A 17844-nucleotide genomic window follows, 5' to 3' on the forward strand; every position below is an offset into this window, starting at 1 on the left:
TTTACCTTTTTAACCTTTCTTAATTGAATCTATTCCATCTCTTTGTAGGAACATTTACATTGCTACCTGCAGAAGACTGCTGTCCATTAGTCTGCTGCCCTGCGCCAATCTGGAATCCAGCATTATTCTCCGTACTTGGCTTAAGTGCAGGTACATCCTTTAGAACCTGTTCAATTGCAGCTTTAACATTGTCCTCTGATATCTTTCCATCTGTACCCTTTGCCTTACTGAAATCAGCCATCTTAAGCACGTATTGTACTGTCTTGGCATTAATACCAAGTGTCATTGCTACCTGTGTAGCCGCAAGCTCTATACGAGCCTGTTCAGCATCTTTCTGTGCTGTTGTTACTTCATTCTGAAGATTAGCATTAGCGTTCTGCTGCTGTTCTACCTGCTGCTGTTTATTCTGCTTAAATGTTGCAATAGCCTGGCTTACTTCCTCCTCGGATAGTCCCTGCTGCTGGAAATAGCTTTTAAGCACAGCATTTTCTTTCTTGGCAGTTGCGGTGTCTAACATACTCTGTATTTTGTCATAGTCAATTCCAGCTGCCTGCTGATTATTCTGACCACCCTGCTGTCCTGCCTGTCCGTTATTATTGTTTCCAGCGTTCTGGTCGCCGTTACCATCTCCGCCCTCAGCGAAGAACTGTAAATTAATAGGTAATGTCTTTCTCATACCTGTCTCCTTTCCGTTTACCGCCCGTCGGCATTTTCCTAAAGTTTATTGCCATTAAGTTTTGGGCATATAAAAAGGACGTCCATTGCTGAACGTCCCAGATATCAATATGATATTATTTATTTTATTGTATTCAATACTTCTTTGAGCTTATTCACTATAGACCTTTGTCTTGAATATAACATATATATAGTTGCTGCAGATTCGTCATTATCTATAAGAGATTCGCCCTCTGCAAATGCTGTCTGAACAAATCCTAATGTTGCTGTTGTCTGTTCCAGTTCATACAAAGCATTCTCAAAATCAATTTTAGCAGACATATTACACCTCCATATTCATCTGTGCGTTAGTGTTCTGTATCTGTTCTTTCAGAACCACAGGCAACCTATAACCTTCTATTATGGATATTGCTGTATCACACTGTCTACGCTTGATTGACTTGTAGGAAGTAACCTGAAACTGTCTCTTCAGCTCTCTGTATATATCTGTGTATACCTTACCGCTTAAAGACTTATCGTGATATGCATTGCTGTCTTTACCGCCTAAAGCGCGTGTTCCAACCTTGCGTACTGCTGTTGTTATTCTGTCACATTCTATATTCATAAGTGGCATATCCTGCTTGAAGTCTTCAAGTTCCTGCTTAACTTCATCAATCTTATCATTAACTTCAAGAATTGCCCGACTCTGCAACTGAAGTTGTTCAAGTGCTGTGCGTGGCTTGCTGTTGTTTATATGTTCTTCCATATCGTGAAAACGATTGATGTATCTTGCTGTAAATTCTGTTCCCTTTGTGCCTGTAAGCTTATGTGCTATAAACTCACAGCCTTTCTTGGTTACATTGTAGCAAGGTCTTATTTCTCCTTTATTATCCTTGTATGTACTTTCTGTAAAGAAATCAACGAAGCCAATCTTGGATTGGTTAAACTGCTCTACATAATTTCTTATGTCCCTTAATAATTTACTATGTTCTTTTCCAACCATTTCGGCTACTTCAATGCTTGTTATCGTCTGCTCTATCTTATTCATTTTTAAATCAATCTCCTTTTAAAATTATGTTGACCAATTCCAAAAGTAAGATATAATATTAATACCAGTACTTTGGTATTGGTGTGTTGAAGAAGTTCGTTTTGCTTGGTAGGTGGGCGAACTTCTTTTTTGTTATTTAATTCCCAATTTTTCTTTTAGTAGTTTTATTCCCTCAACAACTGCATTAACTCTTTGAGTATTCAATGCATTAGCACATTCTTGTATATCTTCAATTTCTTCTTTTGACATTCTGAAGCCTATCTTTTCTGTTCTAGGATTGTCTGTGGGTCTACCCATTTTCTTCTTATCTACTTTAATCACCTCTTGACTCTTGCCTTGTAACCAAATAAATGATATTATCTATTTGGTATCGAGCGGTGGCAAGTACCGCCCGAATTTTTCGTTGTCAGCCTTGCTTATTTATTAAGCAGGGCTTTTACTTTTTCTCTAGCTTCTTCAATGTCTTTACATTCATTGAGTATTGCAAGAATTTTTCTTGTCTGATTTTCTTCTGCTGTTTCCTTAAGCAATTCACCAATATTCATATCGTCTTCCATTCTTTTCTCCTTTCCAGCTACTTGCCTGCTTTACTCGTTAAGTATTCCTCAACTGCAATCTTATTATAACTTTTGGTCGACCATAAGTCAAGAGGTTTTTAAAATTATTTTGCGATATATCGTATGCTCACCTTATCACTTTATTAAAAGCTTGTAAACCGCTGTATTTCTCTATATTTCTCGTCAGTTTATACTTTTTTATTATAATTTTTATGAATAAAAATCTAGCAAGATACGCATAATGTAATACATTATAAAAATACTGCCATTTTATAAATTTTATTAAATAATTATTATTGCAGCCTACCTCTGCAATCAAAAAAGACGCAGCCTTTCGCCACGTCTTAGCTTATTCTTGGGGAGGTCAGGAGCCTTCCCTGACAGGACTTCTCCCCTATATTCAATTAAATATTTCATATCTTCCTTTCTTTTGGGCATAAAAATAGCACCCACAGCGTATTGCTATGCGTGCTTATTTCTTCCTTTTTTCTATTTCATATAAAGTATCTATTATAGCCTGATGATATAGTTTAATATCTACATCATCCTGATACATTCCCATTGTTAATCTATTCTGTAATATTAATACATGCCTTTTAAGCTGTGTCATTACAAAATCATCATCTTCCATAAATATTTCAGATTGTGATTTTTCTTTTTTCACTGGCTCTGGTGGCGGTGAATATCTTTTCAACATACGTTTCCTTTCTGTTGCACCGGTGCAACTTGGGTATAAAAATAACAGCTCTATAGCTGTTTATTCAATCTAATCTTCAATTTTCTTAATATCATATGCTACTGCACACTGATGTTCTATTTTACAACCTCTAGCCTTATCCCAGCCTTTAACAAAATATACAACATCAGCCTGTGATAGAAGTTCTATTGATTTTCCTAAAAACCACAATGGCTTAGCTTCTGCTGGTGCTCCTTCAAAAAAAGACTCTATAACTTCTACTTTCTCACCTAATAGCAGCTCTGCATATTCTATTGCCTTTTTCCTTGTTTCTTTTATTTCCTCGTCTGTTTTACCTGCCATAGGCTGGCTAATAAATAATTTTTTCATACTGTCTTGTCCTCACTTTCTTAAAATTAGGTATAAAAATACCACCAATCTCTCGACTGGTGGCTACTCATCTACTGTTCCTGTTCCCAAGCCCACTTTTAAAATTTCTCAGCAGCTTCTATTGCTTCTTTAGGGGAATTTTCAAGATGACACCCAATCATATATGGTTCAAAAATATCAATAAGTTTCTGTATCTCTTCTGGATATTTTACTGGCATAATTTACCTCCATTTCTTTTTATTAATGTCATATATTCCGCTTCGACTTCATCATAGCGATTTGCAAAATACATTTTCTTTGCATAATCACTTATCTTGCCTACATTAATATTTATTTATACCAAGTGCGTCACTTGATATATAAATACACCTATATTAATAATTAAGAGGTTTACCTGCTTTTATCCATTCTTCAAATGTTATATCTTTAGGTAAAATTTTCCAGTTCTGTAAAACTTTAAATGTTGTTCTATTATTTTTTTCTATTTCCTCATCAGTTTTTTGGGGTGGATTTATAAATCTCTCACGCTCTTCTTTTGTTAATTTTTGTTTTTCCTCCTCCGTAAAATTAACTTCACTAAGTTCCATCCTAAGTTTAAAACATTCTTCTGGAGAAAGTTCTTTTCCTCTTTGCATTTGCTCTGCTTCTGGTAGTAAAAGCCATTCTCTTGCTGTTAACTTCATTTAATCCGCCTCCTCTAAAAGAATATGCCAAATCTCCCCGACTAATATTTTTGAAATAACTTTAAATTTACTATTTCGCTCATAAAGGACTTCATTTTCATTTAAGCCAATAGAACTTATATCTCGCCCATTTTTGGTATTTTGTATATAAATTTTTATTTTTGCTAAATCATTATATCCTTCTGTCTTTGATGTACTCCAGTATTGTTTAATTGTTATTATTGTTCCTTCAACATATTCACTTACAAATTCTTTAATTCTATCTTGCTCATCCTTCCTGTCAGAAAAATCAACAGTTCTTATTAAATTTCCATTGAATTTTGATATTTTTGACAGTGCTACATCTAAATTGTTTACAAGTTGTTTATGTTCTGATTTTAAATTTGATAAATCATTTGCATTTCTTAAAACATCATTTATAATATATGCTTCAAAGCTCTTATATTGTGTAACTGCTTGTAATTCTTTATCTGATAAATTCATTATATCATTCTTATGTAATTCCTCAATATGTTTTTCAGAACTACCATTAAATAATATACTTTGCTCCCACTGTTCCTTTCTAGCCGCATACATCTTCTTGTTATCCGGATCTAAGGAATACTTTGAAAGCCTGTCGAACTGCTCAACCATCCTGCCTGCATATTGCCGCTTCTGGTCCTGCTTGTAATCTTCCTTGACCTTTTCTAACTCTTCCTTGGTAAACTTACTGTCTGGCTCTTCATCCAGCTCAGGGAAATATGTTGTATGTACGTCTTTGCAATTTGGATGGTACAACCCCGCAGCTATTGCAGATGACATAAGCGGATAAGGACCATCAGATGCCTTACCGCCACTCCATACATCATCTATAAGTACTTTTCCAACAAATGGAAGGCACTTAGGACAGGCATTAGCACGCTTATTCATAATAACTGTACTAATTCCCCAGGACTGTCTCATCTCTCCCTCTCCGGTTAGATATGCACGCTTACTGGCTGTCTGAATAGCCATTCTGGCATAATCCTTTACTGTATGCCTGCTGCCATTCGCATATTCAATACAGTTAATACCAGCTTTAAGAAAATCTCTTGTAGCCATATCAACTGCTTTCTCATATGTTCCTGCACCCGTATTCGCATACACCTGAGCATTGAATATTATCTGCCGGTATTTATCCTCCGACATTCTTAGCATAGAATGTTCAGCTGTAATAAAATCTGCCTTTGTGGCTTTTATAAGTGCATCTAACTTCCTGGTATTTAATTTGAAAAAAGCACCCTCAGTGCCCTGTGACACTTTAGATGCTTTAAGTCCTTTTTTTATTGCTCTTAATATCTTCTGTTCTTGCTCTGTACCGCCTGCCTGTCTGGCAGCAAATATCATAGCCTCTATTGAATCATTGATATTACTGAATGACTTTTTAAACTTCTTTTTGTTTTCAGCCTTATATCTCTCCAACGCCTTTATCTGTTCCACCTGCCATTGTGTCCAGTTAAATCCCTCTTTAGTCTCCTCTGCCCTATGGTGTTCAAGATTCCGTATCATTGAAGCTATCAGCTCATCTTCTATGGCTCGAAAGGCTTTCTCTATGTCATAATCTGTGTTAAGTGCCATAAGCTACCTCACTTGTTATCAAAACCTGTGAAACTGTTATCAGTGCCATCCACTGAGAAGCCATCTGCCTGCATATTAAGTGCCGGCTCTTCCATATCAGATATACCCTGCTCAGCCTTAAGCCTTGCAATCTCTTCCTGCTTCCATTCATCATCCTTGGTATCTCCATACAGCTCATCAACAGATGCCTCTATGCTCATAATACCGCCCTGCTTAGCCTTGCTGACTGTCTCAACCTGGCTCTCAAAACTAGGATTCGCATACTCGCCAAATGTCACATCAATATCTATATCCTTAATTGGTGTCTTATGAAATGTATCCATAGCCTTAAATACTATATCTACAAGCTTTGGAAGCACCTTCTGCAACTGGCCTACAATGTTATTTCTGCTATATAATGTTGCTTTTTCCTTTTCTCTCTGTGCTTCCGCATTATCCAGCTTCTTAACATCTATACCCAGCGTTGATGGGCTCATAATACCTTGTAAACAGAGGTCTAACGCTGTTATATATGTTGCAAGGTAACTCTCGTGGGGAATATTACCCTGTACTAGGTCTATTTTATTAGTTTGTCCCTCTTTCATACTTACCTCTGTACTTATATAAGCATTATCAAAGGCATTGGGCTTTAGCACCTTTCCTGTGTATGGATTTCTTGGGAGCATATTTTCTGGAATGTATTCCTTTGTTCTGTTTTTCCTTAAGGCATCCATCCACTGTGACCAGGCCTCGTCTAGTGCGTCAAAATTATCTATTTTGGCGTCAAATATGCTCTTGCCTCTTCCTTCATATCTGGCTGATTTATAAAACATCATAGGAACTGCCATCATAAAATTGTCATTCCATACTACATCTGAAAGCCCTGCAAGTTCAGGCACTGTATCCAGAGGACATTCCCTGTCTCCATTTACAAGCTTATATCTAACATATCCTATTCCATAATGCTCAAGAAGAACATATTCCCTTGTTCCACTATGGTACACTGTCTTAAAAATGATTTCTCTTACCCTGCCACGGTCTCTTATAATTTCTATCTTATCTCCCGGATAAAATTCTATAATTGGATATTGGCTTAAGGTTGTATCAAAAGATATTTTAAACGCCCCATCTCCTATATAGAGTGCTTCTGTAACTGCCTGTTTTACCAGCTCTATAAAATCATTTTCTTCTGCAATCTTGTCCCATTCTTCCTGTCTGCTGCCAGTGTCTATTAAATTCATATCATCAACAACTATACTCGCCAGCATATCACACAGCATAGCTGGCAATCCAACGTGTATTTTTCTTATCTCTAACCCCGCTGTACTTGTTGCCGACCAAAATCTTGTACGATCTCCTGCCAACTGTTTATACAATTGTGCAAGTTCCTCACTTTCACCTCTGTACCATATTCTGTTTTTAATAGCATTTCCTTCATAATCAAGCGTTTCCTGTAATGTAAATGTTCCATTCATTGCCGGCTGTATACGCAGCCACGTCCTTATTCCTGCTCTTGCCTTTTCTGCCATACTTGTAAATATATTCACCTCACTCACACTCCTATGTCTTATTCTCTATTCCTATCTTGTCGCGATAAGGAATCCAGCCATACTGTACACTGTTTACCATATGGTCGTTACCGTCCTCTGGCTCACAGTCCTTATCCTCCAGCCACGAATACACCTCTAATTCAGTCTTGTAATTCGTACAGGTATCGACAATATAAAAGCTTGGCTCTCTGCCCTTCTTATCATTAAAGGACATCCAGCCAAGCTGTAAGTTAATTCTGTCTATTATAGTTACTTTCTTATACGCATTGTTAAATATATACTGGCAGTCAATATGTTCTCTTTTATACTTTGCGAACTCTGTTATTGTTGCCTGGTCCGCATTATCAACAAACACATTCTTTGACATTCCACCCCATTCTTTTCTGTTACGCTCCAGGAAGTCAATGTAATTCCTTACTGTATCAGACGGAGCTATTGGAATATCAAGTTCTGCATTGTTATACACCTTTTCATCCAGCACTATCAGCTTGCCCTTGTTAGTTATTCCCATAAATGACATAGCAATAGTATCTGGACTTTTAGTTGAATAGGCTGTATCAAGACCACTGGTAAATATTGTAAAATATTTGTCCTGTGTTACATCAGCCTCACGTCTGATATATCCCTTAGCCTGCTCTTTAGTAATAATATGCCTATTGCAGAAATTAGAAAAGACAAGACCTGTAGCCTTGCCTCGTAATCCTAATATCTTGTTTTTATATATCTTAGTGCCAGGAGGATAGCTCATTTTTTTCTGTTCTATCTTCTCTGGTGTCATAGATATATTGTCTGTCATATTAAAGAACCAGTACACCCAGTCTTTAATAGGCTCACAACCGTTAAGGTCCTTCCATATTTCTTCCGGCACATCTGCCCTGTACTTATCTATAGGCCTTGCATGATTGATGTATTCTGAATATATAGGAAGTGTAGGTGCATCAGGATTAAGTGTACCTACGAAATATTCAGAACGTCCGAATATCTCTCGTATGAAGTCTATGTTAGCTGTATTGCACTCATCTACCCACACACATCCAAACTGTGAACCCAAGGCATTCTTCCACTTGCTGGCATTATCGTAACCGAGAACATATATTATCTTAGTACTGCTGCCAGTTTTGAATTTAATATGTGGAAGTTTGTTCTCCTTATCACCATTACCACAGTATTCCAGATTGGGGAATATCTGTAACAATCCCATATCAGCATTTATTATATTCTTCTCAATAACACCTGTTGTATTACCTGCTATAACGTGCAGCTTCATATCTGATTCAGCTACATTCATAATGAACTTAACAGCTACTGTTGTTGTCTTTCCGGATGCAGTTGAACCCTCTAAGAACTCTGCTCTTGCTGGTGTGTCTATGTAATCCCAGTACTTATCACTTAGAAGCATCTGGCTCACCCCTTGCTTTACGCTGTGCTAATAGCTCTGCGAGTTCATTTTTAGCTGTGTCATTTACATTTGCTTCTATTCTCTCAATAGGATTAAGTCCTGCTCTATCCATTAGATCCTTTGCCGCAAGATATGCAACCATCTCATTTTTTGAATTTAGTAATTTTTCCTGCTTTCTAAACGCTTTAGGGGCAGCATATTGCAAGCTTGAGCGCATCATTCTGTTGTATTCGTTGCGGAATTCTTCGTTATTTTTCTTCCAGTCACATATCGTTTTAGGAGAAATGTTAATTGCCTCTGCAATTTCTTTGTCTGTTAATTCGCCCTGAACCATTAATTCCAGGCACTTTATCTGCTTTGGTTTCATTTCTTATGTACCCCCTTTCTATTAACATTTATTAACATTTTTTATTTTCTCTTACTTAAGCACAATAAAAGGTACTGACAACTTAATGCCAGTACCTTTTAGAGGTGGATAGTTCTCATATTCGGAGTAATATTGTCAGTTCTTACTGACTCTATCTGAGAAAATTTATTCGTACTATATGCTAGTCCGTGGTTCAACATTTCTCTTTGTTTGTTCCAGTTTATATATTAACACAGAAAAAGCGGACAAATCGGACAAACTTCAAATTTCTTTTAAAAATCTCTCTATAGCTTTTCTGCAACTTTCTTCTGTGTGATGTTTTCCCATTCTCTGTGCCACCTGAATCCAGGTTAAATCATCAAGAAATCTATACTCAATCATTCTTCTTATTCTGCTATTTTCAATTTTTTCTATAAATTCCTCAACTTCATTTGTTATCTTTAATAATTTTATTTCATACTTTTGTAACTGACTCTCTCTTGCTATAAGCAATGTCCTCTTCCTGCTATACTCAGGATATGGATATCCCTCTATCTTATAATGCTGTATACCTCCATCCCCACCTGTAACAGAATCAATTACACTCATTTGCTCCTTTTCCATTTTCTCAATCTCTCTTATTAACTTATCTCTTCTTGTTCTTATGTAATCATATTCCTGTTTTATGTCACAATACTGTATTAACGCTTCCCTAATATCTGCTGCCATATCTCTTTACTTCCCTTCTCATTTTTATAATTTTCTTGCACAATATATATCTCTATGATACAATACATATGTTCTGTTTTTGAGAAAGGAAGCTGACAGCGTGGTAATTGGAATTAGGCTATCAGCTTCTCTTTTTTTGTGTGATATTATTTTGTATTGAATAAATATTTGTTAATAGTTCTATTTTTCTTTTATCTCTTGTATTTCTGTTCTGTACCATCAGCCATTTTTACTATTATTTCCAATGGATATCCCTTAGCGTTATTACCTACACTTAAATAACGTTCCTTTATTATTTCCAATGGCTTACAATGTCCCTTTTCACAATGCTGTGCTCTGGTTTTATCATTGTATTCTGTTCCACATATCTCACATATGTAATGTTTAACTTCTTTCAATATAATCACTTCCTTTCATCTCTCTCCACCAAGTAAAATCCCAGCCATTATTAGTTAACTGCTGCCATATATGATTGCCTTTGTAATATGCCTTTCCTTTACTTCCGTTCCGTCTGTATATCTGATATATTCCTGGCTTATCTGGTTCTGCATCATAGCAATTATGCCACCCTTGTGCTTCCATTTTTTCTTTAAATGTCATACACTCTTCAAACTTTAACTGGCCTATCATTGTTTCATACTACTCTCTTTATCAAACTTTTCTTTTTCCAAAATTTCAATTATATAATATACTTTTCCTTTTTCAGCTCCCCATTCTTCTTTACCCTTTCCTAGTCGTAATATGCATTTACATTTAAGCTGAGGAGAATTCTTAGAATATCCATTACGAAAAATTATCTCTTGTACTCTATCTTGTCTTATTTCCTCTGGAACGTCATTGCCTTGTAGCAATTCATACTCATATCTTTCGCTAAAAATACTTGATGGGTATATTGTTATCGCACCAAAAAGATTCTGAAAACGTGTTTCATAATATTCTTTTATTTCTCTATATTCTTCTTTCTTCTCACCTGAAGCAATCATATCAAACCATTTTTTCTTGATTGGCAATGTTAACATTATGAATCGCCTCCCCTTTTACCATTTTCTGTATACAAGCTCATCCTCATTCCATTCCGTATAAAGCTCCTGCAAATACTGTCTGAATATCTCCAACATCTCCTTTCTCTTTCCTTGATTTCCATTGTCTAACATATTATGGTGAAACTGACATCCTATAGCTCCATTCTGCGGTATTCCTAAGCCGCCTGCTGACCTTGGTATATAGTGCATAACGCTTAGTATTTGCTGTGAATACCACGTTGAACCCTGCATATTGTATTTCTTAATGCAGAAAATACACTGGCCGAAGTCTCTTGCATAGATTTCCTTTCTTGCTTTTTCTGTAAATTCGTGTGCTCTTGCCTGTTTTGATTTTCCCATTTCTCTTCTAACTCTCCTACAAAACCAATTGTAATTCTATTATTCATTGCCCTGCACATCTCAAGCGTACAGCCTGTTGAATGTTCCCACCCTGGTGCAAATACTGCCACATCACACATATCAAGCATAGAAATACATATATTCATAATTTCTTTGTGTGTTGTATCCTTGGGAAGGTTCTCACACACCTTTACTGGGTTAATTACTGTATGTCCCTGCTCTGTAAGAACTTTTTCGATTGCCTCTGCTCTCTCCTTATAGTCGGATGTTCCTGTTACTGGTAAACTTATATATACTTTCATCTGCTGCCTCCTTTTAGCTGTTCAAGCTCTGTCTTTATGTTTTCTGCTAATGCTATAAGCCTGTCTATAATGTTGTCTGTAATATAACTGTTAGCTTCCAATGTGAATTTAATATTTGATGCCGCAGTTACAATATTGTTCTTTATATCAGCTTCTGATGTGAGAGACTCAACTGTCCCCTCAACACGTTCTACTGGCATAACATCAGGATAATCTGCAATATTCTTCTGTCCTTCAACCTGCTCATCTACAGGCTCAGCTTCTGTCTTTATCGGCTTTTCAGGCTCCTGTGTCTCTATAGGAGATGCTTTTGGAACTGTCTTTTCTATATCGTGTATCTCCTCCTGCTTTGCCTTTACAACCTTTGTTTTCTTTTCTGACCTTTTTATATCAGCTTTGGAACTGTGTTGCACCGGTGCAACTAGGGGTTTTTTCTTAGGATATTCTTTAGCATATATCTGCTGCCATACTGTCTTGGCATCAGCCTCACTATTTATTATGTTCCTGCCTGCTATGTTCATTGTGGCAATGTATACTTCCTGTGGATTGTATGTATCCTTCTCTGATGTCCTAAGGCTTACAACTGCTATATCTTCTCCCTGCTTGAAAGAAACTGCTTTTCTTCCTGCTCCCTGTATTCGAACTGAATAAATCATATCTCCCGCAGGTGCGAATATATCTACAATGTTGTCAGCATTTAATTTCTCGTGCGTAACTGCATTATATATGCTCTCATATACCTCTATATTCTCTTCACATATTTTGTATATAATCTGCTCAAGCTCTGTCTTTTCGGTATCTGTGCCCTCAGCATATACTTCCAGATCACTTATTTTCTTTTCCTCATCAAGTTCCTCTTTAAGTGTCTGTATTTCCCTCTTGGAATACTCTGGCGTAAGCTCCTCATTAAGTTCATCCGGAAGCTGGAGCATAATAACAAGCTTGGCATACCCAAAACCTTTATATGACGTCTTAAGCACTGGACTGTTGCCATTTTCCGAGAACCTGTCATTAATGCTTATAAAACGTGATACCATTGTCTTGTCCAGACCATACTCCACCCTGGCAAATTCGATTACGTTAGTATATGCAGACCATTTTAGAATATCTGTATCTCTTGCCAGCTTTAACAGATAGCCAATTCTTACGAACCCCTCAGCAGTTTCTTTCATCTGCTTATCAAGTGCCGTCTTATATTCATCATAATTCCTAATTTCTTCTAATTCATTCATCCTGCTTTCCCTGCCTTTCCTGCAATGTGAGCTACATAAGCCTTTAAGAAGCTGTCTATTGTCTCTTTGTCTGGCTTGGTATCCCTTATTCCATACCACTGCTGTACCTTGTTATTTTCATATTCCACTGTAATATATGGTTTATCTGGCTCATTTTCGTGCCTTATTACAAGTATTATTGCTTTATTCTGGTTATAGTTGCTTAAATACCTCTGATGGTCATCACCCACACAATGATGTAAAATACGTCCTTCCATAACAACTTCTCCTGCATCTCTTGCTGGTCTTATAAGCAGTCCCGACTGCTGCCAGGTATATTTTGTTGTAACTTTCGCTGAATTAACCTTTATCCTTGCATATTTCTCATTCATCTGTTTAATGTATTTGGCACTCTTTGCACGTTCCATCTTCTCTCTTAACTCTATGTATGTTTTGTGAAGTTCTCTCGGTCTTAAATACACTGTATTGCTAAGATCATCTCCATTAGCTTCCCTCGCTCTTAAGTAATCATCATATTCTGTAATAGCATCTGCCAGAATGGCGTGTTCTGGTATATTCTTATTAAGATAGTTCAATAGCTTTTCAGGGCTTTGGTACTTTAAAATGTGCTTTAGCTTATCTTCCGTAGGTGCAGCTATATACAATCTTGTAACAATCTCTGCATTATGCTGTGTAAATGGTATTTTTCTGTAATTCATAATTTTAATTACGCTTAATGCAAGCAGTTCCTGTTCGGACTCTCTTAAATACCTTAACTGTTCAGTTGTTATTCTTAAAATTCCTGCGGCTGTTTTTGCTTTTTTATTAATATCTCTTGTTTGTCCATTCGCAAAAACTAACCTCCTGCATATCTGCATAAGGCCTATTTTGTATAACTGCTCTATCTGCGGTGCGTGTGCATAAGCAGTAAGAGTATCATATCTGGCCAGTATATGCCTTTCCTCTCTTGCACCTACCTCACTTATAAGCTTATATGCTGTTGCTGGGATGTATCTTAAATCACTTTTTTCAACTGCCTCACTGTAATTAACTTCACACAGCTTGCCTGACCTGTATATGTCAAGCTTTTTACTCTTCCACCATTTTCCTGTATTACAGCTATTGTCATATATCCTCTCATAATCTCTTCTTAAGAACTCCCTGCCATACTCCCATATCTTTTTAGTTAATACACTGCCTGGGCTTCGTACTGCTCTTACTGCGTAGGCTCTTATTACAAGCGTTTCATCTTCTGCCACCTGATACAAAAGCACTTCAAATTCCTGTTTTGTAATCTTTGCACGCCCCCAGTTAAGCAGTGTCCCTTTTCTTTTGCATTTTGGACACTCTTTTGATTGATATCTTCGTGGCACAATATCCACCGAAGGACCTGCATAAGCTTCTGTGGCTTTTATTCGCCTTGTAAATTTTTCTCCACACTGACAGCAATAATAATCTGCATAACTACCATTGCGCTTGTAATAAATAATATTTCCAGCTTCTATGTACCTGTTAATAGTTTCATCTAAGAACTTTGGTTTTTGAGGCATAATAGCAAATAACTTTTCTTTTTCATTTTCTTCTTTTAACATTCTTTCTGATGTTTTAATATCAAATGCTTTCTGCTCTATTGCATAGATTAAATCTTCGTTATCCCAGCCAGCAGGTATTTCCTTTGCATACCATTCTTTTAATAACTGCTTATCCACTCTGTCTATACTAGCTTTACTCAACTCTCCTGAATATGGCCTGTTCCAGCAAGTTGATATACAGTCCCATTTTTGATTTTCATAATTAAAATGTGCATATTCTTTGTCATTCACTGCCATTCTGTACTTTATTGTCCTAGCGATATAAAGGTCTATTATCAGATGCTTTTTATTATCAATATCAATAACAGCTGCTGTCAGTTCTCTATCTGATACAGGTATTCTGCCTTCATATGCTAATATTTTCTGCTTTTTCACTATCTGCTGCCTCCAAGATAATATTCATCTATAAGCCTGTACGCTGTTGCCATTCCGGGGATACCCATTTTTACATTGCTATTTCTTATGCCCGCCTGTTTTACTATATTTTTGTCTACATCATACGAATTGGTGAAACTCCATTTTAGAAGTGCCGCTATACAGCCTTTAATGCTCTTACCTTTTGTTCTTACCGCCACAGCCATATCTTCGCACTCTGTACACCTCTTTTTTATGTAGGTAACCCAGTCTTCTATTATCTCTTTAGGCTGTAGCTCCTCTGTCTCAACCTCTATTTTTCCAAATGCGGCCATAAGCGGAGAACATAATTTATCCACCATTCCATCTATATAGTCCTGCGCATCATCTTCATCTATGCCATTTTCTCTTGCTATTGTCATAACTGCATCAGTATCACCTTCCTGTAATTGTGCTGCTGCCGCTTCGTTTACTTCTTCTGCACTGTTAAACTCTCCGAATATATCAAACATCTTCATACTCCTTTACTTTTTCTATATGTCCTTTTAACCAGTTTCTGTATGAATGTTCCTCTTGCAGGCGAAATTCATACTTATGTCCTGCAAGCAGTTCATCCAGCTTTATCCATTCATCTGCGTTTGCCACATCACCGCCTTTTGCTGTTTTATAATTATTCTGCTTCCACTTGTCTGGCCAGCCAGCATTAAAAGCATTTGCCACATAAGGAGACTCTGTATATATAACCAGTTCACATTTTTCTTTCATCCGTTGTAGTGCTTTAATAACTGCTATTAGTTCTGCCCTATTAGGCTTCATATCGTGCAGCAGTTCTGTGCTGTCCAGTGTTATCGGCTCCGTGTCTGTTACAAGCTCCAATATGTAGCCTATAATGCCATTCTGTACATTTAGTCCCTTAAAGGTTGTTGCTGTATATATGTTTACCTGTCTCATTGCTCCTCCTTATGGGTCATCCTGTAATCGTAATAGCTTGTACTCTGTATAATGCAGATAATTCATTCCTGTATAAGGGTTTGTCCCCATTACTATCGACAATGGATCTATAAAATATCCTGGTGTCGGCTCCGGACCATTTTCTATAATCTTTCTCATCGTCCTTCTGCTGTAATCAGTGCGTTCTGGCTCAGGACGTACCAAATTCCTTGAACAGGAATACTTAACAAGTTCTTTCTGTTCCTGTACGCTGAACATATTAAGCTGTTCATATTCTTCCGTATTTTCTTCCGGCTGTTTAACGATATATTCAGCCAGATCTGCATATCCGCCAGTTTCATATATGTTCTGATAGTTAACGTGTCCAAACCTTTCCCAGCACTTTGTTATAATCTTATCTGCACCTGTAACCCTGTTTATAAGGATATGTATATGCACACCTCCGAGTGCTCCTACCTCAATTCTGTATATATACTTCACAATCTCATCAATACTCTTATATCTTGTCCTGAGACTTCTTAAGAAGCTGTTAAGGTCTTTCCTTACTTCGTCGATGCTTTTCCTTGTTCCCTTCGGATACTTTAGTGTTGTCCATAGATCTCCCTCCTTAAAGTTTGCTTTTATTAATCTTCTTACTCTCTTTTCTTTATTTCTCTGGTTCTGCTTTCTAATCTGCTCCTGTGTTGCTTTCTGTCTTTTATGGCGTTTCTCGCCCTTAGCTCCATAATTACCAATAAATTTGTACTCATACTCATTAGAGCCAGGGAAGTGCCATACATCTTTTCTGTAAGCCATACCTGTCTCCTTAAATGTCCTAACTTTAATATATTTATAAAGTTACAAAGACGAGCCTGCGCCCGCTTGACTTTCAGTGAACTTACACATATAATAAATATGAGATTTATCTATATGTGTTTTGAGAAAGAGCCGGTATTCCTTGTACCAGCTCTTTTTCTATTATTCATCTATACTTTGCTTACTTTTACATATATAGTGTCTGTTATTGTTTTATCTATATAGACTTCCGCCTTTATCTTTCCATACTCTTCTGCCAGCCTGAATAATCTGTCATACAGGTTATTATACGGAACTGCCACAAAAGATGTTATCCAGTTCGTGTCTCTTTGCTCTTTCTCAAAGTGCTCTTGTGCCTGTGCATATAACACGCCATTACTCCTTTCTAACATAACCTGCCGCAGCTAATGCCTGCTCATTTAACTTCTGTCCATATTCTTTTTTCTGTTCTGTAGACAGTGACTTATGTTCTATTATCTTGTCGCCTTCCATAATCTTTATTACTATGTTCATACGCTTCACCTCTTGTTTGGTTACTTTCTTATATGCCAACACTGATTGTCTTAATTACTTTTTAATCGCAGAATGATCAACTACAATGTGGACAGCCTGTTATTAATGTTGTCCCTGCCTTTTCTTATTTTCTCTTTCCATCATTGCATATAGACGTCAATGCAATGCAGATAATAGTTGTTATTGCTATTGCTGTTATATTCATTTCTTTACCTCCAAGTATTTATTAATGTGCTTATGTTTAACTTTGCTCTTGTCCTTTTTCCATTTTCTTATTTTCGATTTCTTTCCTGTAAAATGGTTAAAATTATGTGAATAGCTAGTTTTGTGCATCTTATATCACTTCCTTAAATATCGTTTTTAATAATATTTATATTACTTTTCGATATAACACCATTTATCATAGATATGTAACTTGTCTATCTATAACAAAGCGAAAGGCGGTGTTATCTTGAAAAGACTTGCTTACTCTAAGCACCTTGCTGATAAATGGATTAAATTAGGTTATAAGATTGTTGCCCTATCTTTTTTTCCAAACAATCCTAGTGGCTTCACTTATCACTTAGAAAAATCCCTTTAATCCAGGTGCTGGGCTGATTTGAATTAAATACAAATCAGCCTTCTTTTATAAATTTTTCATATGGAACATCTAATGCTTTACATATTCCAGCATATTCCCCAGCTTCACATTTGCGATTACCGCTTAGTATCTGGTTCAGCTTTACACTTGACATTCCAATCTTTTTGGCAATTACTGACTGTTTATAACCTTTGTGTTCTATAAATTCTTTTATTTCTTTGTAATCTAAGAACACTGTCTCACCTCCTCAAAAATTCTCTTCTTAACTTTTATCTACTGTTGTTGCTCTTTCTATCAAAAAATCAAAATTTTCAGCCATATAAAGTCTAGCTTCCAATTGTTTTGCGTAGCCTTCTATATCCTTTATGGAAGGCTCTTTCTTTTTACATTCCTCTAAAATCCCTAATGTATCTAATCTGGATTTCTGAACTATGTCTTTTAAATCTCTTATGTTTACTATTCTTTCTGAAACATATTTCACTCTTACACCTCCTACCTATTGCTACTTGCCTAATCCTTTCTTAACTCCTATACTTTAATTACTGGTGTTGCAGCAC

The 17844-nt window shown here is 36.6% G+C and carries 27 protein-coding genes; all 27 read right to left on the reverse strand.

What is annotated here, in order from left to right; genetic code table 11:
• Positions 1–19: 19 nt before the first annotated feature.
• The 27 genes from C7390_RS08045 to C7390_RS08170 all read right to left on the reverse strand — a co-directional run bounded on the left by C7390_RS08045 (position 20) and on the right by C7390_RS08170 (position 17768).
• Positions 20–676, reverse strand: a complete 657-nt coding sequence (locus tag C7390_RS08045) for a hypothetical protein (protein WP_116443929.1) — start codon at positions 674–676, stop codon at positions 20–22.
• Between the two features lie 119 nt (positions 677–795).
• Complete coding sequence (locus C7390_RS08050; RefSeq protein ID WP_116443930.1) at positions 796–996, reverse strand: hypothetical protein; 201 nt, start codon at positions 994–996, stop codon at positions 796–798.
• Between the two features lies 1 nt (position 997).
• On the reverse strand, positions 998–1702 hold the full coding sequence (locus tag C7390_RS08055) for a Rha family transcriptional regulator (protein ID WP_116443931.1): 705 nt from the start codon (positions 1700–1702) through the stop codon (positions 998–1000).
• A gap of 132 nt (positions 1703–1834) precedes the next feature.
• The gene (locus C7390_RS08060) at positions 1835–2023 is read right to left on the reverse strand and encodes a CopG family transcriptional regulator (protein ID WP_116443932.1); all 189 of its coding nucleotides are present in this window, start codon (positions 2021–2023) and stop codon (positions 1835–1837) included.
• A 95-nt stretch (positions 2024–2118) separates the two neighbouring features.
• Positions 2119–2259 (reverse strand): protein phosphatase, encoded by a 141-nt coding sequence (locus C7390_RS08065; RefSeq protein ID WP_116443933.1) that lies wholly within the window; start codon positions 2257–2259, stop codon positions 2119–2121.
• Positions 2260–2731: 472 nt separating this feature from the next.
• Positions 2732–2956, reverse strand: coding sequence for a hypothetical protein (locus C7390_RS08070; protein ID WP_116443934.1), 225 nt, complete (start codon positions 2954–2956; stop codon positions 2732–2734).
• Between the two features lie 69 nt (positions 2957–3025).
• The gene (locus C7390_RS08075; protein WP_116443935.1) at positions 3026–3325 is read right to left on the reverse strand and encodes a DUF4406 domain-containing protein; all 300 of its coding nucleotides are present in this window, start codon (positions 3323–3325) and stop codon (positions 3026–3028) included.
• Between the two features lie 374 nt (positions 3326–3699).
• Positions 3700–4008, reverse strand: a complete 309-nt coding sequence (locus C7390_RS08080) for a hypothetical protein (RefSeq protein WP_116443936.1) — start codon at positions 4006–4008, stop codon at positions 3700–3702.
• Entirely contained in the window at positions 4009–5604 is a 1596-nt protein-coding gene (locus C7390_RS08085; RefSeq protein WP_116443937.1) for a phage minor capsid protein, read from the reverse strand.
• An 8-nt stretch (positions 5605–5612) separates the two neighbouring features.
• The gene (locus C7390_RS08090) at positions 5613–7130 is read right to left on the reverse strand and encodes a phage portal protein (protein ID WP_318295616.1); all 1518 of its coding nucleotides are present in this window, start codon (positions 7128–7130) and stop codon (positions 5613–5615) included.
• A gap of 13 nt (positions 7131–7143) precedes the next feature.
• Positions 7144–8532, reverse strand: coding sequence for a terminase large subunit domain-containing protein (locus C7390_RS08095; RefSeq protein WP_116443938.1), 1389 nt, complete (start codon positions 8530–8532; stop codon positions 7144–7146).
• A complete protein-coding gene (locus C7390_RS08100; protein ID WP_116443939.1) occupies positions 8519–8899 on the reverse strand; it encodes a phBC6A51 family helix-turn-helix protein in 381 nt (126 codons plus the stop codon). The genes C7390_RS08095 and C7390_RS08100 overlap by 14 nt, the downstream gene beginning before the upstream one ends.
• Before the next feature lie 261 nt (positions 8900–9160).
• Positions 9161–9607, reverse strand: a complete 447-nt coding sequence (locus tag C7390_RS08105) for a hypothetical protein (RefSeq protein WP_116443940.1) — start codon at positions 9605–9607, stop codon at positions 9161–9163.
• Positions 9608–9798: 191 nt separating this feature from the next.
• Entirely contained in the window at positions 9799–10005 is a 207-nt protein-coding gene (locus C7390_RS08110) for a hypothetical protein (protein WP_116443941.1), read from the reverse strand.
• The gene (locus C7390_RS08115; RefSeq protein WP_116443942.1) at positions 9992–10237 is read right to left on the reverse strand and encodes a hypothetical protein; all 246 of its coding nucleotides are present in this window, start codon (positions 10235–10237) and stop codon (positions 9992–9994) included. Before C7390_RS08115 ends, C7390_RS08110 begins: the two co-directional genes overlap by 14 nt.
• Positions 10234–10626 (reverse strand): ASCH domain-containing protein, encoded by a 393-nt coding sequence (locus C7390_RS08120; protein WP_116443943.1) that lies wholly within the window; start codon positions 10624–10626, stop codon positions 10234–10236. Before C7390_RS08120 ends, C7390_RS08115 begins: the two co-directional genes overlap by 4 nt.
• 18 nt (positions 10627–10644) lie before the next feature.
• Entirely contained in the window at positions 10645–10881 is a 237-nt protein-coding gene (locus tag C7390_RS08125) for a hypothetical protein (RefSeq protein WP_318295638.1), read from the reverse strand.
• The gene (locus C7390_RS08130) at positions 10845–11291 is read right to left on the reverse strand and encodes a DUF4406 domain-containing protein (RefSeq protein WP_116443945.1); all 447 of its coding nucleotides are present in this window, start codon (positions 11289–11291) and stop codon (positions 10845–10847) included. Before C7390_RS08130 ends, C7390_RS08125 begins: the two co-directional genes overlap by 37 nt.
• Positions 11288–12523 carry a hypothetical protein gene (locus C7390_RS08135; protein WP_116443946.1) on the reverse strand — a complete coding sequence of 412 codons (1236 nt, stop codon included), beginning with the start codon at positions 12521–12523 and terminating at the stop codon, positions 11288–11290. The genes C7390_RS08130 and C7390_RS08135 overlap by 4 nt, the downstream gene beginning before the upstream one ends.
• Positions 12520–14469, reverse strand: coding sequence for a PcfJ domain-containing protein (locus C7390_RS08140; RefSeq protein WP_116443947.1), 1950 nt, complete (start codon positions 14467–14469; stop codon positions 12520–12522). Before C7390_RS08140 ends, C7390_RS08135 begins: the two co-directional genes overlap by 4 nt.
• Positions 14469–14960 (reverse strand): hypothetical protein, encoded by a 492-nt coding sequence (locus C7390_RS08145; RefSeq protein ID WP_116443948.1) that lies wholly within the window; start codon positions 14958–14960, stop codon positions 14469–14471. The genes C7390_RS08140 and C7390_RS08145 overlap by 1 nt, the downstream gene beginning before the upstream one ends.
• On the reverse strand, positions 14953–15399 hold the full coding sequence (locus C7390_RS08150; RefSeq protein ID WP_116443949.1) for an RNase H family protein: 447 nt from the start codon (positions 15397–15399) through the stop codon (positions 14953–14955). Before C7390_RS08150 ends, C7390_RS08145 begins: the two co-directional genes overlap by 8 nt.
• 9 nt (positions 15400–15408) lie before the next feature.
• Positions 15409–16194, reverse strand: a complete 786-nt coding sequence (locus C7390_RS08155) for a rolling circle replication-associated protein (RefSeq protein ID WP_116443950.1) — start codon at positions 16192–16194, stop codon at positions 15409–15411.
• A gap of 170 nt (positions 16195–16364) precedes the next feature.
• Positions 16365–16586: a hypothetical protein gene (locus C7390_RS08160; protein WP_116443951.1), complete on the reverse strand. Its 222-nt coding sequence runs from the start codon at positions 16584–16586 to the stop codon at positions 16365–16367.
• Positions 16570–16707: a hypothetical protein gene (locus C7390_RS13695; protein WP_318295617.1), complete on the reverse strand. Its 138-nt coding sequence runs from the start codon at positions 16705–16707 to the stop codon at positions 16570–16572. The genes C7390_RS08160 and C7390_RS13695 overlap by 17 nt, the downstream gene beginning before the upstream one ends.
• A 614-nt stretch (positions 16708–17321) precedes the next feature.
• A complete protein-coding gene (locus tag C7390_RS08165; RefSeq protein WP_116443952.1) occupies positions 17322–17522 on the reverse strand; it encodes a helix-turn-helix domain-containing protein in 201 nt (66 codons plus the stop codon).
• Positions 17523–17549: 27 nt separating this feature from the next.
• The gene (locus C7390_RS08170) at positions 17550–17768 is read right to left on the reverse strand and encodes a hypothetical protein (protein ID WP_116443953.1); all 219 of its coding nucleotides are present in this window, start codon (positions 17766–17768) and stop codon (positions 17550–17552) included.
• Between the last annotated feature and the right edge of the window lie 76 nt (positions 17769–17844).

The organism is Bacteroides galacturonicus (assembly GCF_003096855.1).
Classification (GTDB): domain Bacteria; phylum Bacillota; class Clostridia; order Lachnospirales; family Lachnospiraceae; genus Lachnospira; species Lachnospira rogosae.